The 25,591-nt window shown below is 71.6% G+C and carries 24 protein-coding genes; 7 read left to right on the forward strand and 17 right to left on the reverse strand.

Translation table 11 applies throughout. The features are described 5' to 3' along the window. Positions 1–10: 10 nt before the first annotated feature. The 3 genes from ACZYRU_RS21790 to ACZYRU_RS21800 all read right to left on the reverse strand — a co-directional run bounded on the left by ACZYRU_RS21790 (position 11) and on the right by ACZYRU_RS21800 (position 2,344). Entirely contained in the window at positions 11–574 is a 564-nt protein-coding gene (locus ACZYRU_RS21790; RefSeq protein ID WP_488959191.1) for a TetR/AcrR family transcriptional regulator, read from the reverse strand. Positions 575–642: 68 nt separating this feature from the next. Beyond that, a complete protein-coding gene (locus ACZYRU_RS21795; protein ID WP_488959192.1) occupies positions 643–837 on the reverse strand; it encodes a ferredoxin in 195 nt (64 codons plus the stop codon). Between the two features lies 1 nt (position 838). Next, positions 839–2,344, reverse strand: a complete 1,506-nt coding sequence (locus tag ACZYRU_RS21800) for a fatty acid desaturase (RefSeq protein ID WP_488959193.1) — start codon at positions 2,342–2,344, stop codon at positions 839–841. A gap of 156 nt (positions 2,345–2,500) precedes the next feature. Between ACZYRU_RS21800 and ACZYRU_RS21805 the strand changes: the two genes are divergently transcribed. After that, positions 2,501–3,994: a serine/threonine-protein kinase gene (locus tag ACZYRU_RS21805; RefSeq protein WP_488959194.1), complete on the forward strand. Its 1,494-nt coding sequence runs from the start codon at positions 2,501–2,503 to the stop codon at positions 3,992–3,994. Beyond that, positions 3,988–4,698: a M15 family metallopeptidase gene (locus ACZYRU_RS21810; protein WP_488959195.1), complete on the forward strand. Its 711-nt coding sequence runs from the start codon at positions 3,988–3,990 to the stop codon at positions 4,696–4,698. The genes ACZYRU_RS21805 and ACZYRU_RS21810 overlap by 7 nt, the downstream gene beginning before the upstream one ends. A 6-nt stretch (positions 4,699–4,704) precedes the next feature. Here the strand turns inward: ACZYRU_RS21810 and ACZYRU_RS21815 are convergent, their stop codons facing one another. Then, positions 4,705–6,036, reverse strand: coding sequence for a cytochrome P450 (locus ACZYRU_RS21815; RefSeq protein WP_488959196.1), 1,332 nt, complete (start codon positions 6,034–6,036; stop codon positions 4,705–4,707). Beyond that, positions 6,023–6,331 (reverse strand): hypothetical protein, encoded by a 309-nt coding sequence (locus ACZYRU_RS21820; protein WP_488959197.1) that lies wholly within the window; start codon positions 6,329–6,331, stop codon positions 6,023–6,025. Before ACZYRU_RS21820 ends, ACZYRU_RS21815 begins: the two co-directional genes overlap by 14 nt. 178 nt (positions 6,332–6,509) lie before the next feature. On the opposite strand from ACZYRU_RS21820, the gene ACZYRU_RS21825 reads away from it, so the two are divergent. Continuing rightward, positions 6,510–7,757 carry a sensor histidine kinase gene (locus ACZYRU_RS21825; protein WP_488959198.1) on the forward strand — a complete coding sequence of 416 codons (1,248 nt, stop codon included), beginning with the start codon at positions 6,510–6,512 and terminating at the stop codon, positions 7,755–7,757. Beyond that, entirely contained in the window at positions 7,754–8,431 is a 678-nt protein-coding gene (locus tag ACZYRU_RS21830; RefSeq protein ID WP_488959199.1) for a response regulator transcription factor, read from the forward strand. Before ACZYRU_RS21825 ends, ACZYRU_RS21830 begins: the two co-directional genes overlap by 4 nt. Positions 8,432–8,504: 73 nt before the next feature. Here ACZYRU_RS21830 and ACZYRU_RS21835 read toward each other — a convergent pair whose 3' ends face one another. After that, positions 8,505–10,031, reverse strand: a complete 1,527-nt coding sequence (locus tag ACZYRU_RS21835; protein ID WP_488959200.1) for a flotillin family protein — start codon at positions 10,029–10,031, stop codon at positions 8,505–8,507. A gap of 64 nt (positions 10,032–10,095) precedes the next feature. Then, positions 10,096–10,593, reverse strand: a complete 498-nt coding sequence (locus ACZYRU_RS21840; RefSeq protein WP_488959201.1) for a hypothetical protein — start codon at positions 10,591–10,593, stop codon at positions 10,096–10,098. Between the two features lie 129 nt (positions 10,594–10,722). On the opposite strand from ACZYRU_RS21840, the gene ACZYRU_RS21845 reads away from it, so the two are divergent. Both ACZYRU_RS21845 and ACZYRU_RS21850 read left to right on the forward strand, forming a co-directional pair. Further along, entirely contained in the window at positions 10,723–11,310 is a 588-nt protein-coding gene (locus ACZYRU_RS21845) for a TetR/AcrR family transcriptional regulator (RefSeq protein WP_488959202.1), read from the forward strand. A 45-nt stretch (positions 11,311–11,355) separates the two neighbouring features. Further along, the gene (locus ACZYRU_RS21850; RefSeq protein ID WP_488959203.1) at positions 11,356–13,635 is read left to right on the forward strand and encodes an MMPL family transporter; all 2,280 of its coding nucleotides are present in this window, start codon (positions 11,356–11,358) and stop codon (positions 13,633–13,635) included. Positions 13,636–13,797: 162 nt separating this feature from the next. Here the strand turns inward: ACZYRU_RS21850 and ACZYRU_RS21855 are convergent, their stop codons facing one another. From ACZYRU_RS21855 to ACZYRU_RS21880, 6 genes are read right to left on the reverse strand one after another with little or no spacing between them, the layout of a single operon-like run. After that, entirely contained in the window at positions 13,798–14,277 is a 480-nt protein-coding gene (locus ACZYRU_RS21855; protein WP_488959204.1) for a glutathione peroxidase, read from the reverse strand. Further along, on the reverse strand, positions 14,274–14,717 hold the full coding sequence (locus tag ACZYRU_RS21860; protein ID WP_488959205.1) for a hypothetical protein: 444 nt from the start codon (positions 14,715–14,717) through the stop codon (positions 14,274–14,276). The genes ACZYRU_RS21855 and ACZYRU_RS21860 overlap by 4 nt, the downstream gene beginning before the upstream one ends. A 1-nt stretch (position 14,718) precedes the next feature. Continuing rightward, positions 14,719–15,336: a nitroreductase family protein gene (locus ACZYRU_RS21865; RefSeq protein WP_488959206.1), complete on the reverse strand. Its 618-nt coding sequence runs from the start codon at positions 15,334–15,336 to the stop codon at positions 14,719–14,721. Between the two features lie 11 nt (positions 15,337–15,347). After that, the gene (locus tag ACZYRU_RS21870) at positions 15,348–15,713 is read right to left on the reverse strand and encodes a cupin domain-containing protein (protein WP_488959207.1); all 366 of its coding nucleotides are present in this window, start codon (positions 15,711–15,713) and stop codon (positions 15,348–15,350) included. Further along, positions 15,710–17,305, reverse strand: coding sequence for a N,N-dimethylformamidase beta subunit family domain-containing protein (locus tag ACZYRU_RS21875; RefSeq protein ID WP_488959208.1), 1,596 nt, complete (start codon positions 17,303–17,305; stop codon positions 15,710–15,712). Before ACZYRU_RS21875 ends, ACZYRU_RS21870 begins: the two co-directional genes overlap by 4 nt. Beyond that, positions 17,302–18,696, reverse strand: coding sequence for an APC family permease (locus tag ACZYRU_RS21880; RefSeq protein ID WP_488959209.1), 1,395 nt, complete (start codon positions 18,694–18,696; stop codon positions 17,302–17,304). Before ACZYRU_RS21880 ends, ACZYRU_RS21875 begins: the two co-directional genes overlap by 4 nt. A 97-nt stretch (positions 18,697–18,793) precedes the next feature. On the opposite strand from ACZYRU_RS21880, the gene ACZYRU_RS21885 reads away from it, so the two are divergent. Further along, a complete protein-coding gene (locus ACZYRU_RS21885; protein WP_488959210.1) occupies positions 18,794–19,453 on the forward strand; it encodes a TetR/AcrR family transcriptional regulator in 660 nt (219 codons plus the stop codon). Here the strand turns inward: ACZYRU_RS21885 and ACZYRU_RS21890 are convergent. The 4 genes from ACZYRU_RS21890 to ACZYRU_RS21905 form a co-directional block, all read right to left on the reverse strand. Further along, positions 19,441–20,142: a hypothetical protein gene (locus ACZYRU_RS21890; RefSeq protein WP_488959211.1), complete on the reverse strand. Its 702-nt coding sequence runs from the start codon at positions 20,140–20,142 to the stop codon at positions 19,441–19,443. The genes ACZYRU_RS21885 and ACZYRU_RS21890 overlap by 13 nt on opposite strands. 59 nt (positions 20,143–20,201) lie before the next feature. Beyond that, complete coding sequence (locus ACZYRU_RS21895; protein ID WP_488959212.1) at positions 20,202–21,044, reverse strand: class C sortase; 843 nt, start codon at positions 21,042–21,044, stop codon at positions 20,202–20,204. A gap of 210 nt (positions 21,045–21,254) precedes the next feature. Further along, a complete protein-coding gene (locus ACZYRU_RS21900; protein ID WP_488959213.1) occupies positions 21,255–22,745 on the reverse strand; it encodes a SpaH/EbpB family LPXTG-anchored major pilin in 1,491 nt (496 codons plus the stop codon). Between the two features lie 56 nt (positions 22,746–22,801). Continuing rightward, on the reverse strand, positions 22,802–25,498 hold the full coding sequence (locus ACZYRU_RS21905; RefSeq protein WP_488959214.1) for a DUF7933 domain-containing protein: 2,697 nt from the start codon (positions 25,496–25,498) through the stop codon (positions 22,802–22,804). Between the last annotated feature and the right edge of the window lie 93 nt (positions 25,499–25,591).

Consider the following 25,591-nt stretch of genomic DNA (forward strand, 5'->3'; position numbering starts at 1 on the left):
TACGTCGTGCTCAGCGCAGGACGCGTTCGGCGATCCACGCGATGTCGTCGGCCGTGCGGGTGGGGTCCGCCGAGGGCTGCATGACGTGGCTGAGGACCAGGCGCACGACCATGTCGATGCTGGCGGCGAGACGGTCCGGCGGGAGGTCGACGTCGTACGCCGCCACCCGGTCGGCGACCACGAGCTTGGCCCCCTCGAGGAGGTACTCCGAGTGCGTGGTCAGCAGCGGCAGCAGCTCGGTGTCGGCGCCGTGGGTCGCGGAGACCACGGCGTGCAGGAGCGCGTTGTCCTGGGCGTACTTGAGCACCCGGCGCGCGGAGTCGCGGATCGCGGCGACCAGGTCGTCGGGGTTCTCGTCGAAGGAGCGGGTCACCCCGGCGAGGAAGCGGTCGAGCTCGCGCAGCACCATCGCCGCGGCGAGGTCGTTCTTGGTGCCGATCTCGTTGTAGACGGTCTGCCGGCTGACGCCGACCTCGTCGGCCAGCCGGGCCATCGTCACCTTCGCCCAGCCCGCGCTGGTGGTGAGCTCGACGGCCGCCTCGAGCAGGCGGTCCCGGAGCGTCAGGGTGGCCACCCCCGTGAGGGTAGCCACCCGTTCGACCAGCGCGCGGGTCCGGTCGGCGAGGAGGGACACCTGCTCGCTCAGCCTTCGAGGGTCAGGGCGAGCACCGGGCACGCCTGCACGGCGGCGTACACGTGGGCCCGGTCGCCCTCCGGCGGGACGTCGTCGAGGACGTTGACCTTGTCCTCGTCCTCGTCCACCTCGAAGTAGTCGTTGGCCATGGCCTCGCACATGCCGAGGCCCTCACACTTGTCGAGGTCAGCAACGATCTTCATGTCAGGCCTGCACCTTCTCGGGGTCGAACGGGATGAAGTCGATCTTCTCGCGGACGCCGCAGTCGGGGCAGCACCAGTCGTCCGGGATGTCGGACCAGGCGGTGCCGGCGGCGAAGCCCTCGTGCTCGTCGCCCGCCGCGACCTCGTAGACGTAGGAGCAGCCGGGGCACTTCGCAGCGAGCACCTCGCCGACGAACTCCTGCGCGAACAGGTCCTCGGTCTTCAGGGCGTGCGCGGGCGGCGGCGGGAACTTGGCGAGGTACTTCGCCTCCTTGCCCGGCACGATGTTGGCCAGGGTGACGTCGCCGTCGAGGTGCTCGACCACCCGGTGGTCCATGACCTTGCGCCACAGCGGCGGGATCAGCGCGAGGTTGATCATGCCGGCGTAGCCGGTCGGCAGGGCCGGGGACTCCTTGAAGTCACGCAGGGCCTGGTAGCGCCGGGTGGGGTTGGCGTGGTGGTCGCTGTGGCGCTGCAGGTGGTACAGGAAGATGTTGGTGACGATGTTGTTGCTGTTCCAGCTGTGCATCGGCAGCACGCGCTCGTAGCGCTGCTTCTCGCCGACCCGCTGGCGCTTGAGGCCGTAGTGCTCGAGGTAGTTGACGACCTCGAGGAGCGAGAAGCCGAAGACGACGGTGATCGGGATGTAGATCGCGACCTCCCAGCCGTTGAGCGCGATCACGGCGGCCCAGAGCGCGACGGACATGGCCCACGCGTTGAGCACGTCGTTGCCGACGTGGAACGGGTGCGTGCCCTTGCGGCGGTAGCGCTTGGCCTCGACCTCCCACGAGCTCTTCAGCGAGCCCCAGACGGTGCGCGGCCAGAAGCGGTACAGGCTCTCGCCGAGGCGGGACGACGCCGGGTCCTCGGGCGTCGCCACGCGGACGTGGTGGCCGCGGTTGTGCTCGATGTAGAAGTGGCCGTAGAAGGTCGGCGCGAGGGTGATCTTGGCGAGCCAGCGCTCGTGCGACTCCTTCTTGTGGCCGAGCTCGTGGGCCGTGTTGATGCCGATGCCGACGACGCCGGCGATCGACAGCGCCCACAGTGCCTTCTCCCACCACGGCAGCTCGAGGTGGTCGGCCATCAGGTTGGCGCTCAGGTGCGCGTCGCCCCAGTCACCGAGACCCACGTGGTTGAGCAGCCAGGCGACCGGGTTGCCCTCGCCGATGATGTAGTAGCCGGCGAAGACGAGCGCGAACATCATCGGCACGTAGGCGAAGACGACCCAGCGGTAGTAGCGGTCGTTCTCGAGCTCCTCGATGACCTCGTCCGGCGGGTTGCTCTGGTCGGTGCCCATCAGCAGGTCCATCAGCGGGATCAGGAAGTTGACCAGGAACGGCGCGACCAAGGTGAAGCCCCACCAGCCGCCCGTCGCGATGTAGGCCAGCGCGAACAGCACGCCGAAGCCGGGGACCATCAGTCCCCACAGCCACAGGTAGCGCTTCTTGTCCTTCCACTGCTCCGTGGATCCCACGGGAACGGTCGCACCGATGGTCGGTCCGGTCATCGTCTGGCCTCCTCGCACTGCGGCAGCACTGCCGTTTGACAGAACGGTAGAACTTGTAAAGTGCTTTGACAAGAGGGTCGTATCTGTAAAGTGGCCGCCGTCACACGGCGCAGGCGCGAGAATGGGGGCCGGACCAGCGGGCAGAAGGGGGTCGTGATGACGGGCTACCCGCGCGAGGGCGAGACCTTCGGTGACTACCAGGTCGACGGCGTCCTCGGCCGGGGCGGCATGGGGGTCGTGTACGCCGCCACGCACACCCGGATCGGGCGCCGGGTCGCACTCAAGGTGATCGCGCCCGAGCTGGCCGGCAACGACGAGTACCGCACCCGCTTCCTCCACGAGACCGCCACCCTGGTCCGCCTCGACAGCCCGCACATCATCCAGGTCCTCGACCACGGCGAGGTCGACGGCTCGCTGTTCATCGCGACCCAGCTGGTCACCGGCGCCGACCTCGCCCACCGGCTCGAGGACGGGCCGCTCCCGGTCGGCACCGCGCTGACGCTCGCCGTACAGATCACCTCCGGGGTCGCCGACGCCCACCGCGCGGGCGTCCTGCACCGCGACATCAAGCCGAGCAACGTGCTCGTCACCGGCACCGCGGACGCACCGTTCGCGTACCTGTGCGACTTCGGCATCGCCCGCGACACCGAGCCCGACCAGGGCCTGACCGCGACCGGCGCGGTGATCGGCACCTTCCCCTACCTCGCCCCCGAGCGGTTCGGCGGTGCCCCGGCGACCCGGACCACCGACGTCTACGCCCTCGGCTGCCTGCTCTGGACGATGCTGACCGGCGCGACGCCGTACGTCGGCACCCAGTTCGTGCTCGCCCGCGAGCACCTCGAGGCACCCGTGCGCCAGCTGGCCGCCGACGCTCCGTGGGTCGAGGACCTCAACGGGGTGCTGCTCCAGGCGATGGCCAAGGACCCGGCCGAGCGGTTCGCCTCGGTCGACGCGATGCGGGTGGCGCTCGACCACGTGCTGGCCGAGGTGCCGATGCAGGTACGACGGCTCGCGGTCCGGCCCGCCGGGGAGACCGTGGTCCCGCCGCCTCCTCCGCCGCCCTCGTTCCCGACGCGCCTCCCGACGCCCACGCCGCCCCTGCCGGTGCGCGTCGACACGCCACCACCCGCGCCCCCGGCCCGTCAGGCCGGGTTGATCACCCTCGCCGCGGGCGTCGCGGCGCTCGTGGTCGTCGGCGTGGCCGCGGCGGTGCTCCGGCCGTGGGCGAGCGGCGACGAGCCGCGGGCCGACCCCCCGAGCACGCCCTCCTCGCACGCGACCACCGCCGACACCGGCGAGGTAGCCGGGGTGTCGACGACCCGGTCCGACCCCACCCGGTCCAACGACCCGGCGCCGGTCGCGGTGCGGGTGCACGACACCTGCGGCGACGGCAGCTGCTACCTGCAGGTCCGCACCGGCCCGTCGACCGACGACGCCGAGGCCCGCGACGACCGGGGGAACAGCGAGCGCTGGAAGAACGGCACGGTGCACGAGGTGGTCTGCTGGGTGCACGGTGGGACGGTGTCGTCGCAGAGCCTGGCGAGCAGCTCGGACCGGTGGGCGCGGACCGTCGACGACGACTGGGTCGCGATGCTGCACCTGTCGGGCTCCGGCGCCGGCTCGAACGACCCGGCAGTCCCCGAGTGCTGAGGCGCGCAGCGCTCGCCCTCGCGGTGCTCGCGCTCGCGGCGTGCACGGCCGACCCCGTCGCCACGACACCTGCGCCGACAGCTCCGCCGACCGTGACAACGAGCCCGACGCAGACGCCGGCACCGGTCGGGTACACCTCGAGCAGCCGCCGGCTCACCGACGCCGAGCAGACGGCGATGCGCGGGGTCACCTGGCACCCCGGCTGCCCGGTCCCGCTCACCGACCTGCGGGTGGTGCGGCTGGCGTTCCACGACTTCGCCGGGCGGCGTCGTACCGGACGGCTCGTGGTGCACCGCGACGTCGTCGCCGACGTACGACGGGTGTTCGGGCAGCTGTGGGACCTCGGGTTCCCGATCCGGCGGATGCGGCCGATCGAGGCGTACGGCGGCGACGACTTCGCCTCGATCGAGGCCGACAACACCTCGGCGTTCAACTGCCGGCCGAAGACCGGGTCGAGCACGACCTGGTCGCACCACGCGTACGGCCGGGCGATCGACCTCGACCCGCTGGAGAACCCCTACGTGCTGCACGGGCGAACCACCCATGACCGGTCGGTGCCCTACCTGGACCGGACCGCCGCACGCCCCGGAGTGGTGCGCGAGGGCGACCCGGTGGTGGCGGCGTTCGACGCGATCGGCTGGTACTGGGGCGGGCGGTGGCACGACCCGGTCGACCACCAGCACTTCTCGGCGATGCCGGACTGAGCCTTCCTAGGAGGGCACCCGTGCGGTCGTGCGCACCGGCAGCCGCTCGAAGCCGCGCAGCACCCGGGTGCCGCGCCGCTCGGGACGCCCGGCGACGTGCAGGTCGGGGTGGCGCTCGTACAGCGCCTGCAGCGCGACCGCGGTCTCCAGCCGGGCCAGGCTGGCGCCGAGGCAGAAGTGCACGCCGGCCGAGAAGGCGAGGTGCTGGTCGGCGTTGGCGCGGGTGACGTCGAAGGCGCCGGGGTCGGTGAACACCGCGGGGTCGCGGTCGGCGCCGCCGAGGTAGAGCAGGATCCCGTGGCCCGGCTCGAAGACCTTGCCGGCCACCTCGGTACGCCGCAGCGCGATCCGCAGGGTCAGCTGAACCGGTGACTGGTGGCGGAGCACCTCGTCGACCGCGTTGCCCCAGCCGTCGGGATTCTCCTGCAGCCACCGCAACTGGTCGGGGTGCCCGTCGAGCATGGCGACGGCACTGCCGATCAGGTTGACGGTGGTCTCGAAGCCGGCGGCCAGCACGAGCAGGCCGACCTGGTGCAGCTCGACCGGTTCGAGCCGGTCCGGGCCGTCGAGCAGGATCAGCTGACTGATCAGATCGTCGCCGGGGTTCTCCCGGAGGCGCTCGACGTGGCCGCGGAACCAGGTGTGCATCTCGCGCAGCGCCACCTCCGCGCGCCGGAACTGGCGCCAGGACAGGCCGGGGTCGAGGGTCACTGCAGCCTCGTTGCCGAGCGCGAGGAGCCGGCCGCGGTCGTGCTCCGGAACGCCCAGGAGGTCGGCGATCACGGTGACCGGCAGCTGGGAGGCGTAGCGCTCGATGAGGTCGAAGTCCTCGACCCCGGCCAGGTCGTCGAGCAGGTCGCCGGCGACGTCGCTCACCCGGTCGCCCATCCGGCCGACCTTGCGGGCGGTGAAGGCGCGGGCGACCTGCTTGCGGTAGCGGGTGTGCAGCGGCGGGTCCACCGCCAGCATGGACGGCGGGTCGACCGGGCCGAGGGTGTCGGGGTCGATCACCTTGTGGTGCAGCCACTGCAGCGGCCTGGGCAGCTCACCCTGGCCGCCCGCGGTGCCGAACGCGTCGCTGCGCAGCACCTCGTTGCACACCGCGTGGTCGACGCTCGCCGAGATCAGGTCGTTGGCGCTGATCACGCCGCGACCGCGAAGCTCCTCGTACGCCGGGAACGGGTCGACCCGCAGCGCGGGGTCCATCACCATCCGGCTGATCAGGTCGCCCTTGCGGGCACCGCGCTGGATGAGGGAGCGCTGCAGGCCGTGGGCCAGCGTCCACGCGGTGAAGGAGCGTGGGAGGTCGACGGCACGGGCCAGGTCAGGCGACCGCATGCGTCGTACCCAACTCCTCGTCGGTGCCGTTGTCCAGCACGGCCAGCACGCCGCGGGCCCGCTCGGCGAGGACCCGGCGCTGCTCCTCGAGGACCCGCTCGGGCAGGTGGGTGTCGAGCTGGGTGCTCACCGCGAGCCGCCAGCGGTACCGCAGCGCGGCCCGCAGGCCGTCGCGGTCGCCGAAGATCAGCGCGAGCTCGTCGTTCCAGGGCAGCTCGGGACGCTCGGCGGACCACAGGTCCTGCTCGATCGCGCGGAGGGCCTGCCAGCGGCGGTGCGTCTCGGTCCAGGTCATGGTCCTCACCGACCTCTCTGTCGGGTGGATGTCGTTCGGGGGGATGCATCGAAGGTAGGCGCGGCACGGGGGGCCGGACATCGGACGACGGCAGGGACCTGGCCTCCTACCAGGGGAGGAGCGCGGCGGCCTCCCGCGGCCGGATGACCCCGGTCGCCGTCCTCCCTAGGCTGTCGTCATGCTGCGCTGGTTGCGCGCCGGGATCGAGTCGAACCTCGAACGGCACCAGATCCTCTACCCCTGGTGGGTGCCGTTGGCGTCCCACCTGGGCCAGCTGGTCTCGGTCGTCGTCGCCCTCGTGCTGCGCGACGCGCTCTGGCCGCTCGACCCGCTGTTGGTCTGCGTGCCCCTGGTGATGGTCTCGCCGCTCCTCCAGTTCACGACCCACCGCTGGCTGCCGTGGTGGGCCGACAGCGCCGGCAGCGTGCTTGCCGCCGCGCTGCTGCTGTCCCGTCCGCCCGACGGCGTGCTCGACCTGGCCCCCGTGCTGCTCGGCCTCGCGACGGCCGAGATCACCGCCCGCGACGGGCTGCGCGAGGGCCTGTCCGTGGCCGCGATCGGGCAGGTCGTGCTGATCGGTGCCGCGATCCACCCGGGGCTGGTCGGCGCCCCGCTGTACACCTTCGAGCTGCTGCTGGGCTTCGTCATCGGCGCGATGCTGCTGTGGCAGATGCGTGCGCTGATCGCCGAGCGGAAGGCCCGCGAGCAGGCATGGGAGCGGGCGACCACGGCTGAGCGTGAGCGGATCGCGCGGGAGATCCACGACCTCGTGGCGCACTCGCTGAGCATCTCGCTGCTCCAGGTCACCGGTGCCCGCCGCGCGCTCCGCGACGTCGGCGAGGCCGCGACCGCGGACGAGACCGCCGAGGCGGTGGCCGAGGTGGACGCCGCGCTCGCCGACGCCGAGCAGGTCGGCCGCCGCGCCATGGCCGACATCCGCCGCGCGGTGAGCGCGATGGCCGACGGCACCTCGGAGCGCCACGCCCTGCCCGGCGCCGCCGACATCGCCGCCCTGGTGCGGGAGATGTCCGACGCCGGCCTCGCGGTGGCGTACGACGAGCAGGGCGACCCCTCGTCGCTGCCGGACGCCGCGGGGCTGGGCCTGTACCGGATCGCCCAGGAGTCGCTCGCCAATGTCGTCAAGCACGCCGGCGGGGACGCCCCCGTCCGCGTGCGGTTCGCCGTGACCGGCGCCCGCGCGCGACTGCAGATCTCGAACCCGCTGCCCACCGGCCGACCGCGCCCCGACGGGCTCGGCTCCGGACTGGCCGGGATGCAGGCCCGGGCGGCCCAGCTCGGTGCCCGGCTCGACGCCGGGCCGGCGGGCGGCGACTGGGTGGTCGACGTACGACTGGGGTCGGGACGCCCCGGCCACGGCTTCGAGCTGCCCTGCGGCCGGACCCTCGGAAAGATGGAGACAGCGTGACGGACCCCGTGGTGAAGGTCGTCCTGGTCGACGACCAGGAGCTGGTGCGCTCCGGCCTGCGCCGGATCCTGCGCCGGCGTGACGGCTTCGAGATCGTCGCCGAGTGCGCCGACGGCGGCGACGTACCCGCCACCCTGGCTGGCCTCGGCGAGGGCGGCGTCGACGTGGTCGTGATGGACCTGCGGATGCGCACGGTCGACGGGATCACCGCCACCCGCGCGGTGGTCGAGGACGACGGCCCGCCGGTGCTGGTGCTGACGACCTTCGACGACGACGAGATGCTGTCCGGCGCACTGCGCGCGGGCGCCGCGGGCTTCCTGCTCAAGGACTCCTCGGCCGACGACCTGATCCGCGGGGTCCGCACGGTCGCCGAGGGCGGCAGCTGGTTGGACCCGGCCGTGACCGGGCGGGTGCTCGACCGATTCCGCACCTTCGCGCCCGTCCCGGCCGCCCGGGCCTCGGACGGCGTGGACCCGTTGACCGCCCGCGAGCTCGAGGTGCTCCGCGCGATGGCCGTCGGCCGCAGCAACGGCGAGATCGCGGCCGAGCTGGTCATCTCCGAGCTCACCGTGAAGAGCCACGTCGGACGGATCTTCACCAAGCTCGGCCTGCGGGACCGACCGGCCGCGATCGTCTACGCCTACGACCACGGCCTGGTCCGGCCCGGCTCCTGAGTGACGTCGCAACTACCGAATTCGTCCTCGCACCCGACGCTGAGCGACGAATCCGGTAGTTGCGTCTCCCAGGTCAGGCGGAGGGGGTGCCGTCCAGCTCGCCCGGGACGACGGCGTCGGTACCGCCGGCGACCTTGCCGACCGACTTCTTGATCAGCGCGTCGAGGTCGAGACCGGTCGAGGTCTTCAACATCTGCAGGGTCTGCGTGACGTTGTCGATGACCTGCTTGGGCAACGCGCCCGCACCGTCGGTGGACAGCACGGTCAGCTGGTCGATCGCGGCGATCGGGGACGCGACCTCCTTGGCGATCTGCGGGAGCACCTCGATGAGCATCTGCAGCACCGCGGCGTCGTTGTAGTGCGCGAACGCCTCGGCGCGCTTGTCCATCGCCTCGGCCTCGGCCTGGCCGACGGCCAGGGTCGCGGCGGCCTGCGCCTCACCCTCGGCCCGGGTGGCCTCGGCCTCCGCGACACGACGGGCCTTCTCGGCCTCACCGCGCTTGGCACCCTCGATCGCCTCGGCCTCGGCGAGCGCCGCACGCCGGCCCTTCTCGGCCTCACCGCTGAGCTTGGTCTCCTCGGCCTTGGCCTGGGCGGCGGCGATGGTCGCCGCCTTGCGGGCGTCGGCAGCCGCGATCTCGGCGTTGCGCCGACCCTCGGCCTCCTGCTCGACCCGGTACCGCTCGGCGTCGGCCGGCTTGCGGACCTGGGTCTCGAGCTGGCGCTCGGTCAGTGCCGCCTGCTGGACGGCGACCTTCTCCTGCTCGGACAGGATCGCCTGGTCACGCTCGGCCTGGGCCAGCGGGCCGGACGCGGCAGCCTGCGCGGACGCGGCGTCCGTCTCGGACTTGATCTCGGCCTGCTTGAGGGCGAGCGTCCGCTGGGCGATCGCGATCTCCTGCTCGGCGGCGATCTGCGCCTGCTCGGCGGCCTGGCGGGCGTTGGCCTCGGCGATGGCCGCGGCCTGCTGGATCCGCGCGGCCTCGGGGCGTCCGAGGTCGGCGAGGTAGGTACCGTCGTCCGTGACGTCCTGGATCTGGAAGGCGTCGAGGATCAGGCCCTGGCCGGTCAGCGACGCCTCCGACTCGTCGGCCACGCGCTGGGCGAACGCCGCCCGGTCACGGATGATCTGCTCGACGGTCAGGCCGCCGACGATGGAGCGCAGCGCACCGGCGAGCACCTCCTGCGTGAACGGCTCGATGTCGGCCTGCTGCGAGAGGAAGCGCTGCGCGGCGAGCCGGATCTGGTCGGCGTTGCCGCCGACCTTGACGATCGCGACGCCGTCGAGGTTGAGCTTGATGCCCTGGCCGGAGACGGCACCGCGGATCTGCACCGAGATCCGGCGGCTCGACAGGTCCATCGTGGCCTGCTTCTGCACGAACGGGATCACGAAGACGCCGCCGCCGAGCACGACCTTCTGACCGGACAGGTCGGTGGTGAGCTCACCGGTCTCGGGGTTGATCACGGCCTTGCCCTTGCGGCCGGTGATGATGAAGGCCTGGTTGGGACCGGCCACCTTGTAGCGGCTGGTGACCAGCAACACCAGGAGGACCAGCAGGACGACGATGCCGGCGATCGGCACCAGGACGGCGGTGTTCATCGCATTCCGTTCTTTCCGAGGGTTGTGAGAAGGAGAAGCCTGGGGAGCGGAGGTCGGCGTCCGGTCAGGACGGCCAGACCTCCGTGACGCTGACCGCGGTGGGCGAGAGCACGCCGGTCACGTTGACCTCGGCTCCTGCCTCGATGGGCCGGTGGGCACTGGCGTTGAGGCGCATCGGGTGGCCTCCGACGACGACCCGCACCACGCCGTACCCGTCACCGGGGATGTCGGTGACGACCTTCGCGACCAGGCCGACGCTGTCGCCGATCGAGACCGTGCCGTCGCTGGGGCTGTCCTTGAGCAGCCGGGTCAGCCACCACGCGAACCAGCCGACGACCACACCGCAACCGCCACCGATGGCCAGGGAGACGGCGACCGGGAGGCCGGCGCCGTCGCTCGCCGCACCGCCGAACCCGAAGGCGGACACGAAGCCGCCGATCACCGCAGAGGAGATCCAGTCGGCCTCGAGCGCGTTGAAGGCGCCGTCGAGCAGGTCGCCGACGACCAGGGACAGCGCGAGCAGGACGAGCCCGGCGATGCCGAGGACGAGGAAGACGGTCAACGAGTGCTCCGGGGAAGGGGGACGGGCTCTGGATCGTATCCACGAGGACGGCCCGGAAACTCGGGTTCGGGGCCAGTGACGGCCGTCACAAAGTTGCACTGAAATCCAAATGAGTGCAAAGATGCACTCATGGCCGAACTGTGCAACCGACGCGAGGCGAAGCGGCACCAGACCGCGCTGCGCCTCCAGCAGTGCGCCGTACGGCTGACGCTCGACCGCGGCTTCGACGGCTGGACCATCGACGACCTCGCGGCCGCGGCCGACGTGTCGCGGCGGACCGTCTTCAACTACTTCGACGGCAAGGCCGAGGTCGTGCTCGGCCCCGAGCCGGACGTCGACGAGGAGCTGGTCGCGACCTTCGTCGGGGGCGGCCCCACGGGGCGGCTGTTCGACGACCTGATCGTCATGGCCCACGAGGCGACCCGCGAGCAGGCCGACTCCGACCAGCACATGGCCGCGGTCCGCGACGCCGTGATGAACGACCCGCGGTTGATCCAGCTCGTGCACCAGCGGTTCGAGTCCGCGGCCGACCTGCTGGGTGACTGCATCCGCCAGCGTGAGGGCGCGGACTTCCCGAGCGAGAAGGTGCGCGTGATCCTGCGCCTGCTCATCACCTTCTTCGACGACGCCCTCGAGCGGACCGCCGCCGACGCCAGCCTCACCTTCGCCCAGCACTTCGACAACTCCGTCGCCGACGCCCGTGCGGCGCTCGGCTGAACACCTTCCCCAGCACGCCCAACCAGGCCCACCAGGAGATCCCACATGGCCCGCCTGCTCTACCGCATCGGCTCGACCGCCTACCGGCGGTGGCCGTTCTTCATCGCCGGATGGCTGCTCGTCGCCGTCGTCCTCGGCAGCCTCGCGGCTGCCTTCTCCAAGCCGATGACCGACGCGTTCTCCATCCCGGGCATCCCCTCGGAGAAGGCCGCCGACATCCAGCAGGAGCTGTTCCCCGAGGCCGGTGACGCGTTCGAGGACGCCTCCGTCAACCTCGTCGTGGCGGCGCCGGAGGGCCACACCCTGGCCGAGCCGGCGTACCAGGCCGCGATCCAGCAGCTCATCGACGAGGTGCCGACGCTGCCGCAGACCGGCGCCGAGAACCCCGGCCTGGTCGCCCCGGCGCCCGCCGCCGAGGGCGTCCCCGCCGCGTTCTCGACCCTGTCCGAGGACGGCCGGATCGGCACCATGTCCTTCGAGTGGGACGTCGACTCGCCGTCCGACCTGAAGGTCACCACGATCGACGACCTCGAGAAGCTGCTGGCCGACACCACCGACGCGACCGGCCTGGTCGCGGAGGCCAACGGGCCGGGCATGGCCGTGATGGAGCCGCCGGGCGGCTCCTCGGAGCTGATCGGTCTCGGGATCGCCCTCGTCGTGCTGGTCCTCACCTTCGGCTCGCTGCTGGCGGCCGGCATGCCGCTGCTCAACGCGGTCTTCGGCGTCGGCCTCGGCATGACCGGCATCACCGCCATGACCGCCCTGATGGACATCGGCTCCAGCACCCCGATGCTGGCCACGATGATCGGCCTCGCGGTCGGCATCGACTACACGCTGTTCATCCTCGCCCGCTATCGCACCGAGCTGCACCACACGAAGGACCGCGCCCACGCGGCCGGCATCGCCGTCGGTACGGCGGGCAGCGCGGTCGTCTTCGCCGGTCTCACGGTGCTCATCGCACTGTCGGCACTGGCCGTCGTACGGATCCCGTTCCTGACCGCCATGGGCCTCGCCGCGGCCGCCACCGTGTTCGTCGCGGTGCTGGTGGCGCTGACCCTGCTGCCCGCGCTGCTCGGCCTGACCAAGTCGAAGTCCTTCGCCGGCCAGGTGCGCAAGTACAACCCGAAGCGCGACGAGCACGGCCGGGTCCACAACAACGGCGTGCGCTGGGCGCGGATGCTGGCGAAGGCTCCCGTCGCCTGGGCGCTCGGTGTCGTCGTCCTGCTCGGTGCGCTGGCCGCGCCGATCTCGCAGATGTACCTCGCGTTCCCGACCGACAGCACCTCGCCGACCGACACCACCCAGCGCAAGGCGTCGGACCTGATGACCGAGGCGTTCGGCCCCGGTCGCGAGGGCCCGCTGCTCGTCGTCGTCGACGGCCGCAAGATCGCGAACGACGACCAGCGCCGGGCCGCGTTCGACCGGGTCGTCGAGTGGGCCGCGAGCCAGGACGACGTCGCGAGCGCCGACCTGGTCGCCACCAACGCCGAGCGCGGCGAGGACGGCGCCCCCATCGGGACCGGAACCGGCGCGATGATCCAGATCGTGCCGTCCTCCGGGCCGGACGAGCCGGAGACCCTCGACCTGCTGCAGGCCCTGCGCGACGGGCAGGCCGGGATCGAGGACCGGACCGACACCGTCGTCGGCGTCACCGGCCTCACCGCGATCACCACCGACGTGTCGGACCGCCTCAACGGCGCGCTGCCGATCTACCTCGCCGTCGTCATCGGCCTGGCCTTCGTGCTGCTGGTGCTGGTGTTCCGCTCGATCCTGATCCCGCTCACCGCCACCCTGGGCTTCCTGCTCTCGGTGCTGGCCACGCTGGGTGCGACGGTCGCGGTGTTCCAGGAGGGCGCGTTCGGCCTGTTCGAGGGCCAGCCGATCGTGAGCTTCATGCCGATCTTCCTGATCGGCGTGGTGTTCGGCCTCGCGATGGACTACCAGGTCTTCCTGGTCACCCGGATGCGGGAGGCGCACGTCCACGGGCTGCCGACGCACGAGGCCGTCGTCGACGGCTTCCGCAACAGCGCCCGGGTGGTCACCGCCGCCGCGACGATCATGATCGCCGTGTTCTCCGGCTTCATCCTCGAGGACACCGCCGTCGTGAAGTCGATGGGCTTCGCGCTCGCCGTCTCGATCGTGTTCGACGCCTTCGTGGTGCGCATGGTGCTGATCCCCTCGGTGCTCTACCTGCTCGGCGAGAAGGCCTGGTGGCTGCCGAAGTGGCTCGACCGGATCCTTCCGAACGTCGACGTCGAGGGCGAGTCCCTCGAGCGCGACTCCGCGCCGGTGCACGTCGAGGACAAGCAGCTGGCCGGGGTCTGATCGACCCGGCCCGAAATGGCTCGGAAAAGCGGCCGACCCGGCAGAAGGTTTCTGCCGGGTCGGCCGTATTTCTCAGCCAGTTTCTGCCGGGTCGGCGTGATTCGCGAGCCAGTTTCTGCCGGGTCGGCCGTATTTCTCAGCCAGTTCCTGCCGGGTCGGCGATCAGCCGATCGCCTTCTCGATGTCGTCGGCGAGCTTGGCCGGCTCGGTGGTCGGTGCGTAGCGGTCGAGGACCGCACCGTCGCGGCCGACGAGGAACTTGGTGAAGTTCCACTTGATGGCGCCGCCGATCAGCCCGCCCTGCTCCTTCTTGAGCCACTGGTAGAGCGGGTGGGCGTCCTTCCCGTTCACGTCGACCTTCGCGAACATCGGGAACGAGACGCCGTAGTTGCGCTGGCAGAACTCGGCGATCTCGTCCTCGGTGCCGGGCTCCTGGTGGGCGAACTGGTCACAGGGGAAGCCGAGGATGGTGAAGCCGCGGTCGCCGTACTGGTCGTACAGCTCCTGCAGGCCCTGGAACTGCGGGGTCAGCCCGCACTTCGAGGCCGTGTTGACGACGAGGACCACGGTGCCGTCGTACGACGCCAGGTCGGTCTCGACACCGTCGATCGCGGTGGCCTTGAAGTCGTGGAGGGAGGTCATGCAGGCAGTGTGGCACGGGCGACGCGACGCTGGCGCCAGAGCAGCAGCCCCAGCAGGAGCACGATCACGTCGACCCCGCCGATGACGACGTAGCCCAGTGGTGAGGAGCGGGCGCCGTCGACGCGCTGGACCGACGGCTTGTCCGGGAGCACCCGGACACCGATCTCACCGGTGTCCTCGGCGGCCCGCCAGGTGGCGTGGTCGACCTCGGCCGGCCAGGTACGGCGCTGCGGGTCGACGTCCTCGGCGAGCCGGAACCGTACGACGTAGTGCGGGTCCGTCCGCGCGCGCAGCACGTTCGTCGCGGTGACCTCGGCCGTCACCTCGACACCGTCGCGGGACAGCTCCCAACGCTGCCAGGTCAGGTGGGCGAGCGGCAGGTTCACGAGCAGCGCGACCACCACCAGGGCGACCAGCACCCCGCCGCGCCGTCCCTCCACGTCAGGCGCGCTCGGCGACGGTCGGCCCGGACGGGGCCAGACCGGACCAGGCCTCACCCCAGGCGCCGTACGCCGTCTCGGCGAGCGGGCGGCGGTGCCGCTCGCGGTGGTCGCGCTCCGCGTCGCGCTCCGACACCTCGGCAGGGTTGCCGCGGACGCCGACGGCGATGCCCGCCAGCAGCCGCGCGGTGTCGGGGATCCCGAGCGCCGCAGCAGCGGCGTCGTGGTCGAATCCCCCGAACTGGTGGGCATTCAGGCCCATCGCGTGCGCCTGCAGGGTGATGTGCGCCGAGGCCTGGCCGACGTCATGGGTCGGGATCAGGACGTCGCTCAGCTCGACGCCGTCCTGGCCCAGCTCGACCACGGACAGGAGCACGAGCGAGGCCCGCGGCACCCAGCCGGAGTTGCCGCGGCTCAGGTGCGGCACGAAGGCGGCGTGCTGGGCGCTGCCGCGGGGAGCGACGACGTAGCGCCACGGCTGCCGGTTGCCCGAGCTCGGCGCCCACTGCGCCGCCTCGAGCAGTCGGCTGATCTCCGCGCTGGTGAGCCGGTGCTGGGCGTCGAAGACGCTCGGGCTCCAGCGGGACCGCAGCGGCTCGGCGATGTCGACCGGGTTCATGGAACGAGTATCTACGGCAACGCCACGAACACCTTCGTGGCGGGCTCGACGGTCTCCCAGGTCCCAGAGAAGCCCTTCGGCACGAAGAACGCCTCTCCCGCCCTGAACTCCCGGCGTGCGCCGGTGGTGTCGATGAGCGCGACGATGCCCGTGAGCATCACGCAGACCTCGTCGTACGGGTAGTCATCGAGACGCAGCGCTCCCGGTCGACCCTCCCAGGCGCCGCCGAAGGGGAGCGCCTCGTCGTCCCCGAAGGAGCGCCACTCGGTCTCCTGCCACGTCGACGAGGCGGTCCCCGGCTGCCAGACGGGTACGACGGCCGAGCCGGTCCCGACCTCGATGGTGCGGACGTCGGCGAGGGTCTTGGGCTGGCTCATCGGTCCTCCTGCTGCCCGGTGAAGCGGCGCAGCACGTTGTGGGTGATCTGCTCGGTGAAGGGGTCGTGGTGGATCAGGCCGCTGACCCACTCGGTGGTCCCGGCGTTGAAGACCTCGCCGTCGCCGCGACGGAAGGTGGCCACCATTCCGGCGCCGTACCCGGTGCTGAACCGCTCCGGGACGTCCTCGCCCCAGACCGCGCGAACCAGGTCGAGCACCTCCTCGATCGGCGCGCCGATCGGGACCTCGCCGGCCCAGCGATCGGTCTCGCCGAGAACGGCCGGCGTCATCGCGACGATCTCGAGATCGGCAGGGGCACCGTCGCTGCCGGTCGCGTACGGCAGACCGTGGCGGAAGGTGTAGTCGACGCCGTCGACCTCGAACGCGGCCACGCAGACCGGGGCGGCACCGAAGACGTCGCCGTAGAAGAGGTCGCTCCCTTCCAGCGCCCAGTGCTCGGGGCGGTAGACCGTGTAGCCACCGCTGCTGCGGGGCGTCGTCGATCCGTACCGCGCATAGGCACCGCTGAGACCGGTGAGGCCCATGGTGTGGGCCGCCGGACGGCCGATGAACGGCGCGTCCCAGGTCGTGGTGACCCGGGTCGGGTCGGTCGCCAGCAGCGGGTCGAGGTTCGGGTCCTTGTAGCAGGTCTGCCGGCCCTCGGAGTCGAGCCGGACCTGCCAGACATAGTTGCCGGCGAAGCGCGCAAGGTTGCCTCCTGCGTCGACGAACCGGTCGACCACGTCGCGCATCTCCCACGTCCAGTACTCGTCGTGACCCACGAACACCGCGCAGCGATACCCGTCCAGGGCCGTCGGGTCGTCGTGCAGGTCCTGCTGGGTGAGGTGGTCGAGCCGGTAGCCGTTCTGCTCCGCCCACACCACGAAGGGACGCTCGTAGGTCGCCCAGAAGGCATCGCTGTGGTGGCGGGAGTAGCCGTGGGTGATCGCCCACTCGTACGTCGGGTGGCGGGGACGGTAACCCGGACCCGGCGTCGTGGGATTGGCGTTGCGGGGCGCGCCGTCGGGCAGCCGGAGCATGCCGCGAGCGACGGGCCGGCGGCTGGACAGCACCGGTGCGGGGACGTCGGCGTACGGGTCGTCGCCGAGCCCGCGGTAGTGGTTGGCGCCGCCCCAGTCGTTGTACGCCGCCAGAGTGCCGGTGGTCAGCACGAGCGCGATGTCCGCGCTCGGACGCGGTGCGCGGACGACGAAGAAGCCCTCACGCTCGTGGCGGCGGCCGTCGACCTCCGTCCCGACGACGACCAGGTAGAAGCCGCTGCGCCACCGCGGATCGACCGGGATCCGCACGGAGACCGGCCAGCCGCAGCCGACCGCATAGGCGTCCGTCGGCGTCAGGTGCGCGACCCCCGGAAGACCGGACGCCGACCACACCTCGGCCGGGTCGGCGCCGTCGCGCACCACCCGGACGTCGTACGACGCCGCAGTGGTGTGCACGCTCAGCGCCACCTCGTCGCCGGGCAGGTAGCTGTAGCGGTCGGCGTAGCACCAGATCTCGGGCGTCGTCGGGTCGGCGCCCGGGCGCTCGACGGGGAAGCCGGGGATCGACCAGGCGTAACGGGCGGAGCTCATCGCGCAGCCACCGCCCCGCGAGCGAGTCCGGCCACGAAGGCGACGGCGAGGGGGAGATTGATCAGCAGGTTGTCGCGGGCACCGAGCCCGGTGAGCAGACCCATCTTGGTGCAGACCAGGTAGAGCACCCCAGCGAGCGCGATCGTCGCGAGCACGGGGGCGACCAGCCGTTGCCAGAGACTCTCGTCGCTCTGATACCGGGCGAAGAACCGGATCACCGCGACCGAGGTGAGGATCTGCAGGAACAGCACGCCGACCAGGGTCGGGGTATTCGTCCAGATCACCACCTGCGTGTAGGGGTCGAGGTCGGAGAGGCCGAACCCGACCAGCGCAGCCACGACGATCACGGACTGCACGACGACGGCGCGGGAAGGGCTGCTGTTGGCTCCGGTCGTGCCGAGTGACGCGGGCAGGAGGCGGTCCCGCCCGAGGGCGAAGAGGTAGCGGGCACCGGCGTTGTGCAGGGCGAGGACGCCCGCGACGAAGCTGGTGACGATGAGGACCCGCATCACGTCGGTCATGAAGCCGCCGAGGAAGGTCTGGTTCACGCCGAACACCAGCTGCGAGGGGTCTCCCGCGAGGGCGGCGCCGAGCGCATCGGGACCGATCGCCATCAGCAGGACCCAGGACACGAAGGTGTAGGTGACGGCGAGCAGGGCCACCGCGATGTACGTCGCCCGTGGCACCGTCCGGCGCGGGTCGCGCGCCTCCTCGGCGTAGACCGCGGTCTGCTCGAAGCCGATGTAGACGACGAACGTGATCACGAACAGCGAGCCCAGCACGCTCGCGTCCCACCCGGAGGGGTCGAAGCCCTCGAGCGTGAGCCCCTCCGGCGCGCCCGTCACCAGCACCGCGACGGAGAGCGCGACCAGCAGGCCGATCTCGCCCACGAGGAGCAGGGCGAGCACGCGGGCGCCGACGTCGACCCGGCAGTAGGCGACGGCCGAGACGATCATGCCGAGCGCGACCGCGCAGACGCCCCACGACAGGTGGATGCCGGCCAGGCCGTCCAGGGTGGTCGACGCGAACAGGCCCGCCGCGGCGCAGAAGCCGATCTCACCGAGGGTGTAGGCGACGTACGCGACAAGGGCAGAGCCGGCGCCGATCGTCCCGCCGAGACCCCTGCTGACATAGGCGTAGAAGGCACCCGCGTTGCGCACGTGGCGCGACATCGCACAGAAGCCCACGGCGAACAGGGCATAGACGAGGCCCGCCGCGAGGTAGCCCACGGGCGCGGACTGTCCACCGACGAGGAACGCGAGCGGTGCGAAGCCCGCCATCACGGTCAGGGGGGCCGCGGCCGACACCACGAAGAAGACGAGGTGCCGCGCACTGACGGCGTCGCTGCGGAGCCCGGCGCCCGTCTCCGCAGGTGCTGTGGTCGATTCCATGGATCTCCCTCGGTGCCATTTGCCTATCGATCGATAGGCGACGGCGTCACTGTAGGACGGTCCCCGCGGTTTGTCTATCACTCGATAGACTGGGTCCATGGCGCGATCGAAGGTCACCCCGGAGCAGATCCTGTGCGAGGCGGCGCGGCTGTTCGCGACCAAGGGGTTCCACGGGACCTCGACCCGGGAGATCGCCGACGCCGTCGGCGTGCGTCAGCCGTCGCTCTTCCACCACTTCGCGTCGAAGCACGACATCGCCCGGGCGCTCTACGCGTACGACCACGAACGCTCCCCCGGGCTGCGCGGCGAGCGAGAGGTCCCGGACGGAACGCCCGCGTGCGTCGAGCTCTACCACGGTGTCCGGCGGGAGATCCTCGTGGAGATGACCAGCGCGTACGACCTGCGCGGCCTCTACCTCAGCGCGCTCATCGACGAACCGGAGTTCGCCGAGTGGCACACGATCTACCACACCGCGCTGGACAGCCTGCGAGCACTGATCGAGCGCGGCGTCGCCGAGGGAGACTTCGTACCGACCCGCGCCGATGTCGTCATCGAGATCCTCGACGCCACCATCAACCAGGCAGTGCGCTGGTCGGGCGCCCAGCGCGACGTCTCGCTTCCCGACGACGTCGCCGAGCTCGCCCTGCGCCTGGTCATCACCCGCCCGAGCCGGATCCCCTCGATCCGCCGTCAGGCCGACCGTCTGCTCGAGGACGCCGGCACGCCGTGGGCCGTGGAACTGGCTCAGCTCGGCTGAGCCTCCTGGGACCAGATCACCGTGCCCCGCACCCGGATCGCGTTGACCGCGGACTGCATCGGCAGCTCGAAGCGCACCTCGTTCGCGCCGACCTCGACGCGCGCCGGCCCCGCGGACAGGTCGACGTACCAGGTCGTGTCGTCGGTGACCTCGCCCGGCGCGAGGAAGAGCTCGAAGGCCTCCCACCAGTCGATCTCGCCGGCCTCGCCACGGCGCATCTGCTCGACGAGGTCGTAGCTGCCCGGCCCGGCGTGACCGGGTACGGCGAGGGCGAGCTCGCTCAGCGTCGTGCCGCCGAGGGCGACCGGCGTGGGCGCCTCGACGCGGACCGCCAGCCAGGCGTCGCGTTCCTCGACCGACACCGGCAGCTCGGCGTCGAGGGTGCCCTGCTCGCTGCCGCTCACGGTCAAGGTGACCCGGCCGGTGGCCTGGGTGGCGAGCCGCTCACGCCGTTCCTTCGCCTCGCGGGCGGCGACGTTCTCGGGGCGGGCGTCGGTGACCCTGCGCGACCACTTCTCGGGCAGCACCGCCTCGAAGGCAGAGGTCCCGAGCTCCTCCTGCGTGCGCCGACCGATCTCCTCGAGCTCGGCGCGCGCCCGCTCCCGCTCCTGGTTGTCGGTGGTCAGCAGCTCGGTCTTCTTCGCCTCGGCCCACTCGCGGCCGAGCTTGGCGACGTCCTTCCAGCCCATTCGCGGCACCCTAGGGGACGGAGGTGCGGTGTGGCTGGCGAATGCCGCGTCGAGCCGGATCAGCGCGCGAGCCGGGCGGCCCTGCGCCGAGGGCGGCGACGTCGGGCGAGCGGGCTGGTGCCGACCACGGTCGCGGCCGAGGCGATCGCTGCCCACACCAGCCACCACGGGAACGAAGCGGCCCGGCTGCCGCGGATCACGCTCGACCCCGCCGTCACCTCGGGGGTCGGGACCCGATGGCCACGGACCAGGAGCCGGTGCGTGTTGACGCCCGTCGGCGTGCAGGTGACGAGGGTGACCAGGTCCTGCCCGGGCACCGCCGCGAGGTCGTCGGTCTCCGAGGGCAGCACCACCCGGATCTGGTCGACCTCGTAGGTCAGCACCTGGTCGAGCACGGTGATCGTGAACCGATCGCCCTTCTCCGCCTGGTCGAGGTGGGTGAAGAGGGTCGCGTGGACCAGGCCCGAGTGGCCGGTCAGGACGCTGTGGGTGCCGGCGCCGCCGACCGGCACGGCGGATCCGTAGAGGTGGCCGAGCCCACGGTCGAGGGTGTCGGGATCGGTGCCGTGGAAGATCGGGAGCTCGGCATCGATCGCCGGGAAGCCCAGGACGCCCATCATCCCCTCGGGACCGAGGTCGAGCGTCCGGAAGTACCGCGTGGCGTCGGTGCCCAGCGCGGTCTGCTCACCCTCCGACCCACCGGCATAGGGGTCGCGCAGCATGCCGGCGGGGAGCGTGGCGTTGTAGCGGTCGGCCCGGCGAAGCTGCGCACGCGCCTGGGTCGGGCTCAGTGACTCGATGGCGTGCACGTACGCGTCGACCTGGTGGGCCTGCGCGCGAGCCGCGACCCACGACGCGATGCCGGGATAGAGGATCGTGGCCACGCCGAGCAGGGCGAGCACCGCGACGAGGACACGAGGAACCGGCCACGACCCCAGGATCGGACCGAGGCGGCGCCGCCCCCTGCGCCGCGGGCGACCCGGAGGTGACGAGGGGCTCTCGTCCGGTCGTGGCGCGGCGGCGGTGATCGTCATGGGTGTCCTCCGAACGGGGCCGGGGCGGGAGGCGTCGGCGAGCGACGCCCCCCACCCCGGGGATGGATGCCGAGCCGGTCAGTCCTCGGCGCGACGGCGGCCGGCGACGACGACGAACGCCCCGGCGCCGACGAGGAGCACGAGGCCCAGGATGTAGATCAGGGTCCGCCCGCTGCCGCCGGTGAAGGGCAGCTCGAAGCCACCGTTCGCGGGCACGTTCTCGACGGTCAGGTCGACGCCCACCGCGGTGGTGGCCGCGGTGACCTCGAAGCCGATCGGGTCGGCGAGGAGCTCGAACCCGGACGGCGCCTTCACCTCGACGAGCCAGTACTTCTGGTAGCCGGCGTCACCGGGCGCGACCGTCGCGCCGTTCGCGAAGTCGGAGTAGCGCAGACCGGCGATGGTCAAGGTGCCGTCGGCACCGGCGGTCCAGGTGGACTGGCCGCTGATCACGATCGCGTTGGTGCCGGCCTCGGCGTCGGCCTGCGACGGGTAGACGCTGAACACCGCGCCGGCCAGGGCCGTGCCACCCTCGTCGGTCTTGAGGACGGTGATCGAGCCCCACTTGGTGAGGACGGGCGGGGTGACGGTCGGGCCGCCGGGCTCGCCCGGCTTCACGCCGTAGCTTGCCTGGTTCGGGTAGAGCAGCGCGGTGTTGGCGATCTCCCCGACCGTGTTGACCTTCGTGGTCACGACGACGCGGACCTTGGCGGTCGGGTGCGCGGCCAGGACCGCGCGGCCGGCGGCGGTGAACTCGACGGTCACCCGGTGCGCGGCGGCGTCGTAGGCGACGGTGTAGTCGGTGCCCTGGGTGATGGCGGTGCCGTCGCTCAGGGTGACCTGGGCGCCGACGTAGTCGAGCTTGGCGTCCAGGTTGTCGACGACCTTGTAGGCGTCGATGACCTGCACGTTCGGGATGTCGGCGTCGATGGTCCACTCGACCTCGTCACCCAGCTTGATCGCGGCCGCGTCGTCGACGGTCTTGCTCACGCTGGTGGTGGCGTTCTTGGGGTAGACGTGGACGTCGTAGAGCCACTTGTCGCCGTTCGCCGGGTCGGTCAGCGGGATCGACACCAGGAACGGGGCGGACGGCGTCGCGCCCGCGGGCCAGGCGGTCTCCTGGACGAGGTAGAGGCCGAGCGGCAGGTTCGACAGCGACGCAAGACCCGCGGAGTCGGTGGTGACCGGCGATCCGTTCGCGGCGGCGAGGCCGTAGCCGGCGCCGGTGACCGATGCCTCGGCCGCGGCGGGGTCGAAGACCTGGCTCAGGTCGTTGGAGTCGGCCCAGCCCTGGTTGGTGGTGAGGTCGATCCCGGTGACCTTCTTGATGCTGAAGGTCGCGCCGGGAACCGGGGTCAGGCCGGTGGTGTCGACCTGGGTGCCGTTGTGGGGCAGGCCGGTCGGGCTGTCGGGCGTGGCGAACTTGTGGATCGTGAGCGATCCGGTCCGGGCCGGGTCGGGCAGGGAGTCGGCGGCCGAGGCCGGCGACGCCACGCCGAGCAGCGCGAGCGCGGCCACGGCGATGACGGTCAGGAGAGCGGTGAAGCGCCCCACGGACTTCTGGATCATGGTGATGTCGTCTTTCTCTTCACTGAACTGCGTGATGGTGAGGTACGGCGGTCGGGCTACTGCTGGGGCACGGTCACCTCCAGGCGCCTGGCCTCTCGCACCCGGAGCGCGAGGAACAGCAGTACGGCGAGACCCAGGAGGAGCAGCCCACCCAGGACCAGGGATCCGGTACCGGACCCTCCGGCCGCGGGCAGCTGTGCCGCCTGGAAGTTGCGGACGGTGAGCTGCGGCTCACCGGTCGAGGTCGTGCCGAGGGAGACCACGTCGGCGACCGCACCCGAGCCGAGGGTCACGGTGCCGTTGCCGGCCACGGTGAACTGCAGCGGCTGCGCGAGCAGCGAGTTGCCGGTGGGCGCCTTGGTCTCGAGCAGCCAGTAGGTGCCGGCGGACAGCCCCGGGATCCGGAAGGTGCCGTCCTGGCCTACGACCGGCGTCACCGTCGGCGAGGCCAGGACCGGTCCGAGGCTGCCCGCGGCGTCGCCGTGGAGCTCCCAGGTCGAGCCCGCGACCGGAGACCACGAACCGCCGGCCGCCGGGGCCACCTTGCGCAGGTAGACGTCGTGGATGGCCACGGAGTTGGTCAGCTCGCAGGAGATCCGCGCGCCGGGGACCGGTGTCAGCACGAAGGACGCCGTGACCGGGGCATTGGTCGGCAGCCCGGTCTGGACGCCGGCCGCGTCGGTGCAGGTGATCGTCTTGGCGTACGCCGTCAGGTTCGTCGTACCGGCGGCGACCTCGGTGAGGTGGTACGCCGTGCCCGCCGTCGCCGTGTAGGTGCCGGTGGTGCCGGTGCCCGCGGTGACGGTCGCGCCCGAGCCGGTGGTCGTGGAGCCGGCGGTCGCGTTGACGACCGGTCCGGTGGCCGAACCGGTGCGGATGCTCACCGTGAACTCGTCGGTGTCGGCGGCACGCGGCGAGCCGAGCTTCTTGACCAGCGTGATCGTCGGCGCCTTGGCCCGGTTGGTGATCGTGCAGGTGATCTGCGCGCCGATCGCCGGGACGATGCTGTTGCTGCCGGTGTAGACCGCATTGGTCGGCAGGCCGGTCGTCGCGCCGGTCGCGTCGACGCAGGTGAGCGTCGTGTCGTAGGTGGAGAGGTCGGTGCTGCCGACCCCCGACTCCGTCATGAAGTACGACGTCCCCGACCGCCCGATGTAGGCGCCCGTCGTACCCGTGCCCGCGGTGACGGTCGCGCCGCTGCCCGTGGTGGTGGAGCTCGTCGTGCTGTTCACGACCGGGCCGGTGCCGGAGCCGGTGCGGATCCCCACCGTGAACTGGTCGGCGGTCTTCGTCCGGGCGGTGCCGAGCGCCTTGACCAGCGTGATCCGGGGCCACCGGAACTCGACCGTGCCGGGCGAGCCGGGGATCAGGCCGGTGAGGTTCATGTTGGTCGTCGGGCTGTTGGTGTAGCTGCCCTCGCTCGACGAGGTGACGCTCGCAGTGATCGTGCACGAGGTCTGCCCGGCGGCCAGGTCGCCACCGGTGACGGTGATCAGGCCGGTGCCGGACACGCCCGACCGGACCAGCGGGGCCCCGGCGACCTGGGCGCAGCTGCCGCCGAACGTCGAGCTGGCCAGGGTCAGACCGGTCGGCAGGGTGTCGGTGAAGCTCCAGTCCGTCTTGGCAAGCAGCTCGGAGGTGTTGGTGATCGTGATGGTCAGCGTCGAGACCTGGGTGGGCTCGAGCAGCGCCGGGCTGAAGGACTTGTCCACGGTCGGGGTGACGTCGCGGACCTCGACGTTGTCGAACCCGCCGTCGTTGCCGTTGGTGATGCCGACCTTGTCGTACATCGCCACGCCGAGGCTGGAACCGGCGTACATGAACGCGCTGGTGGCGCGCAGCCGGCTGACGTAGCCGCTCATGGTGGTGCTGGCGCCGATCGCTCGCGGGCGATTGACGGTGAACGGCGACCGGCTGCTGTCCCGGCAGGGGTTCAGGGCGGTGCCCACGTCGGACCGCGTCGCGCCACTGAGCAGCTGGAACTGGTACTGCGGGTCGCTGGGCTGCGTCGTCGTACCGGTGCCGGCACAGTTTCCGGCGACCGCGTCGACCGCGAAGGTGTAGTAGTGGTTGGGCGTGACCGTGATCTGCTGCTGGGTCTCGAACATCCGCGACACCGTCGGGCCGACCGGCAGCGTGTCGCAGGTGGACGTGTTGCCGCTGGCGTCCTGGTCGCACTCGGTGTAGGTCGAGACCATGTGGTTCGAGTCGCCGCCGCCGACCACCTGGCCCATCGCGCGGGCCAGCGTGCGGATGCCGTTGTAGGACTGGACGCCGCTGAGCGGGCTGCACTTGTCCTGCATCGTCTGACCGCCCGCCGTGCGGCTGGTGGTCGCCCAGGCAGGCCCGCCGCCGTCGTCGCGCGTGCTGTCGCCGTTGGCGTACGCCAGGACGATGCCGCTGCACCGCTGGCCCTCGCGCCAGTTGGTGTCGGCGAGGTACGTCGTACCGGCGGCACCCGTGTACTGCGGAGCTCCCAGGGTGTTGGCCGTCAGGGACTTCGCACCGGTGGCGGTCGTGCCCATGCCGTTCTCGAAGTCCTCGCGGTAGACCACGACTGGAGCAGCGGGCACTCCCGCCACCGTGGGCCGGACCCCCGAGCCGTCCACGTCCGGCACGCCCGACCGGCCGCCTGCTGCGTCGTCGGCGCCGGCTCCCGCGAGCATCAGGACCAGCGCGACCATGCAGCTCAGCACGAGTCGGGTGGCGTGGATCAGTGGAGCGCGCAGGGCACGCGCAGGTGCGTCGTACATGAGATCCTCTGGTCGGGGGCCGGATGAGCCCTGCGGGCGTGCCGGAGCGCGCCGGAACGCGACCCGCCGCACCCCCCAGGGGCGACGGGCTGC

Source organism: Nocardioides sp. F233, assembly GCF_057813895.1.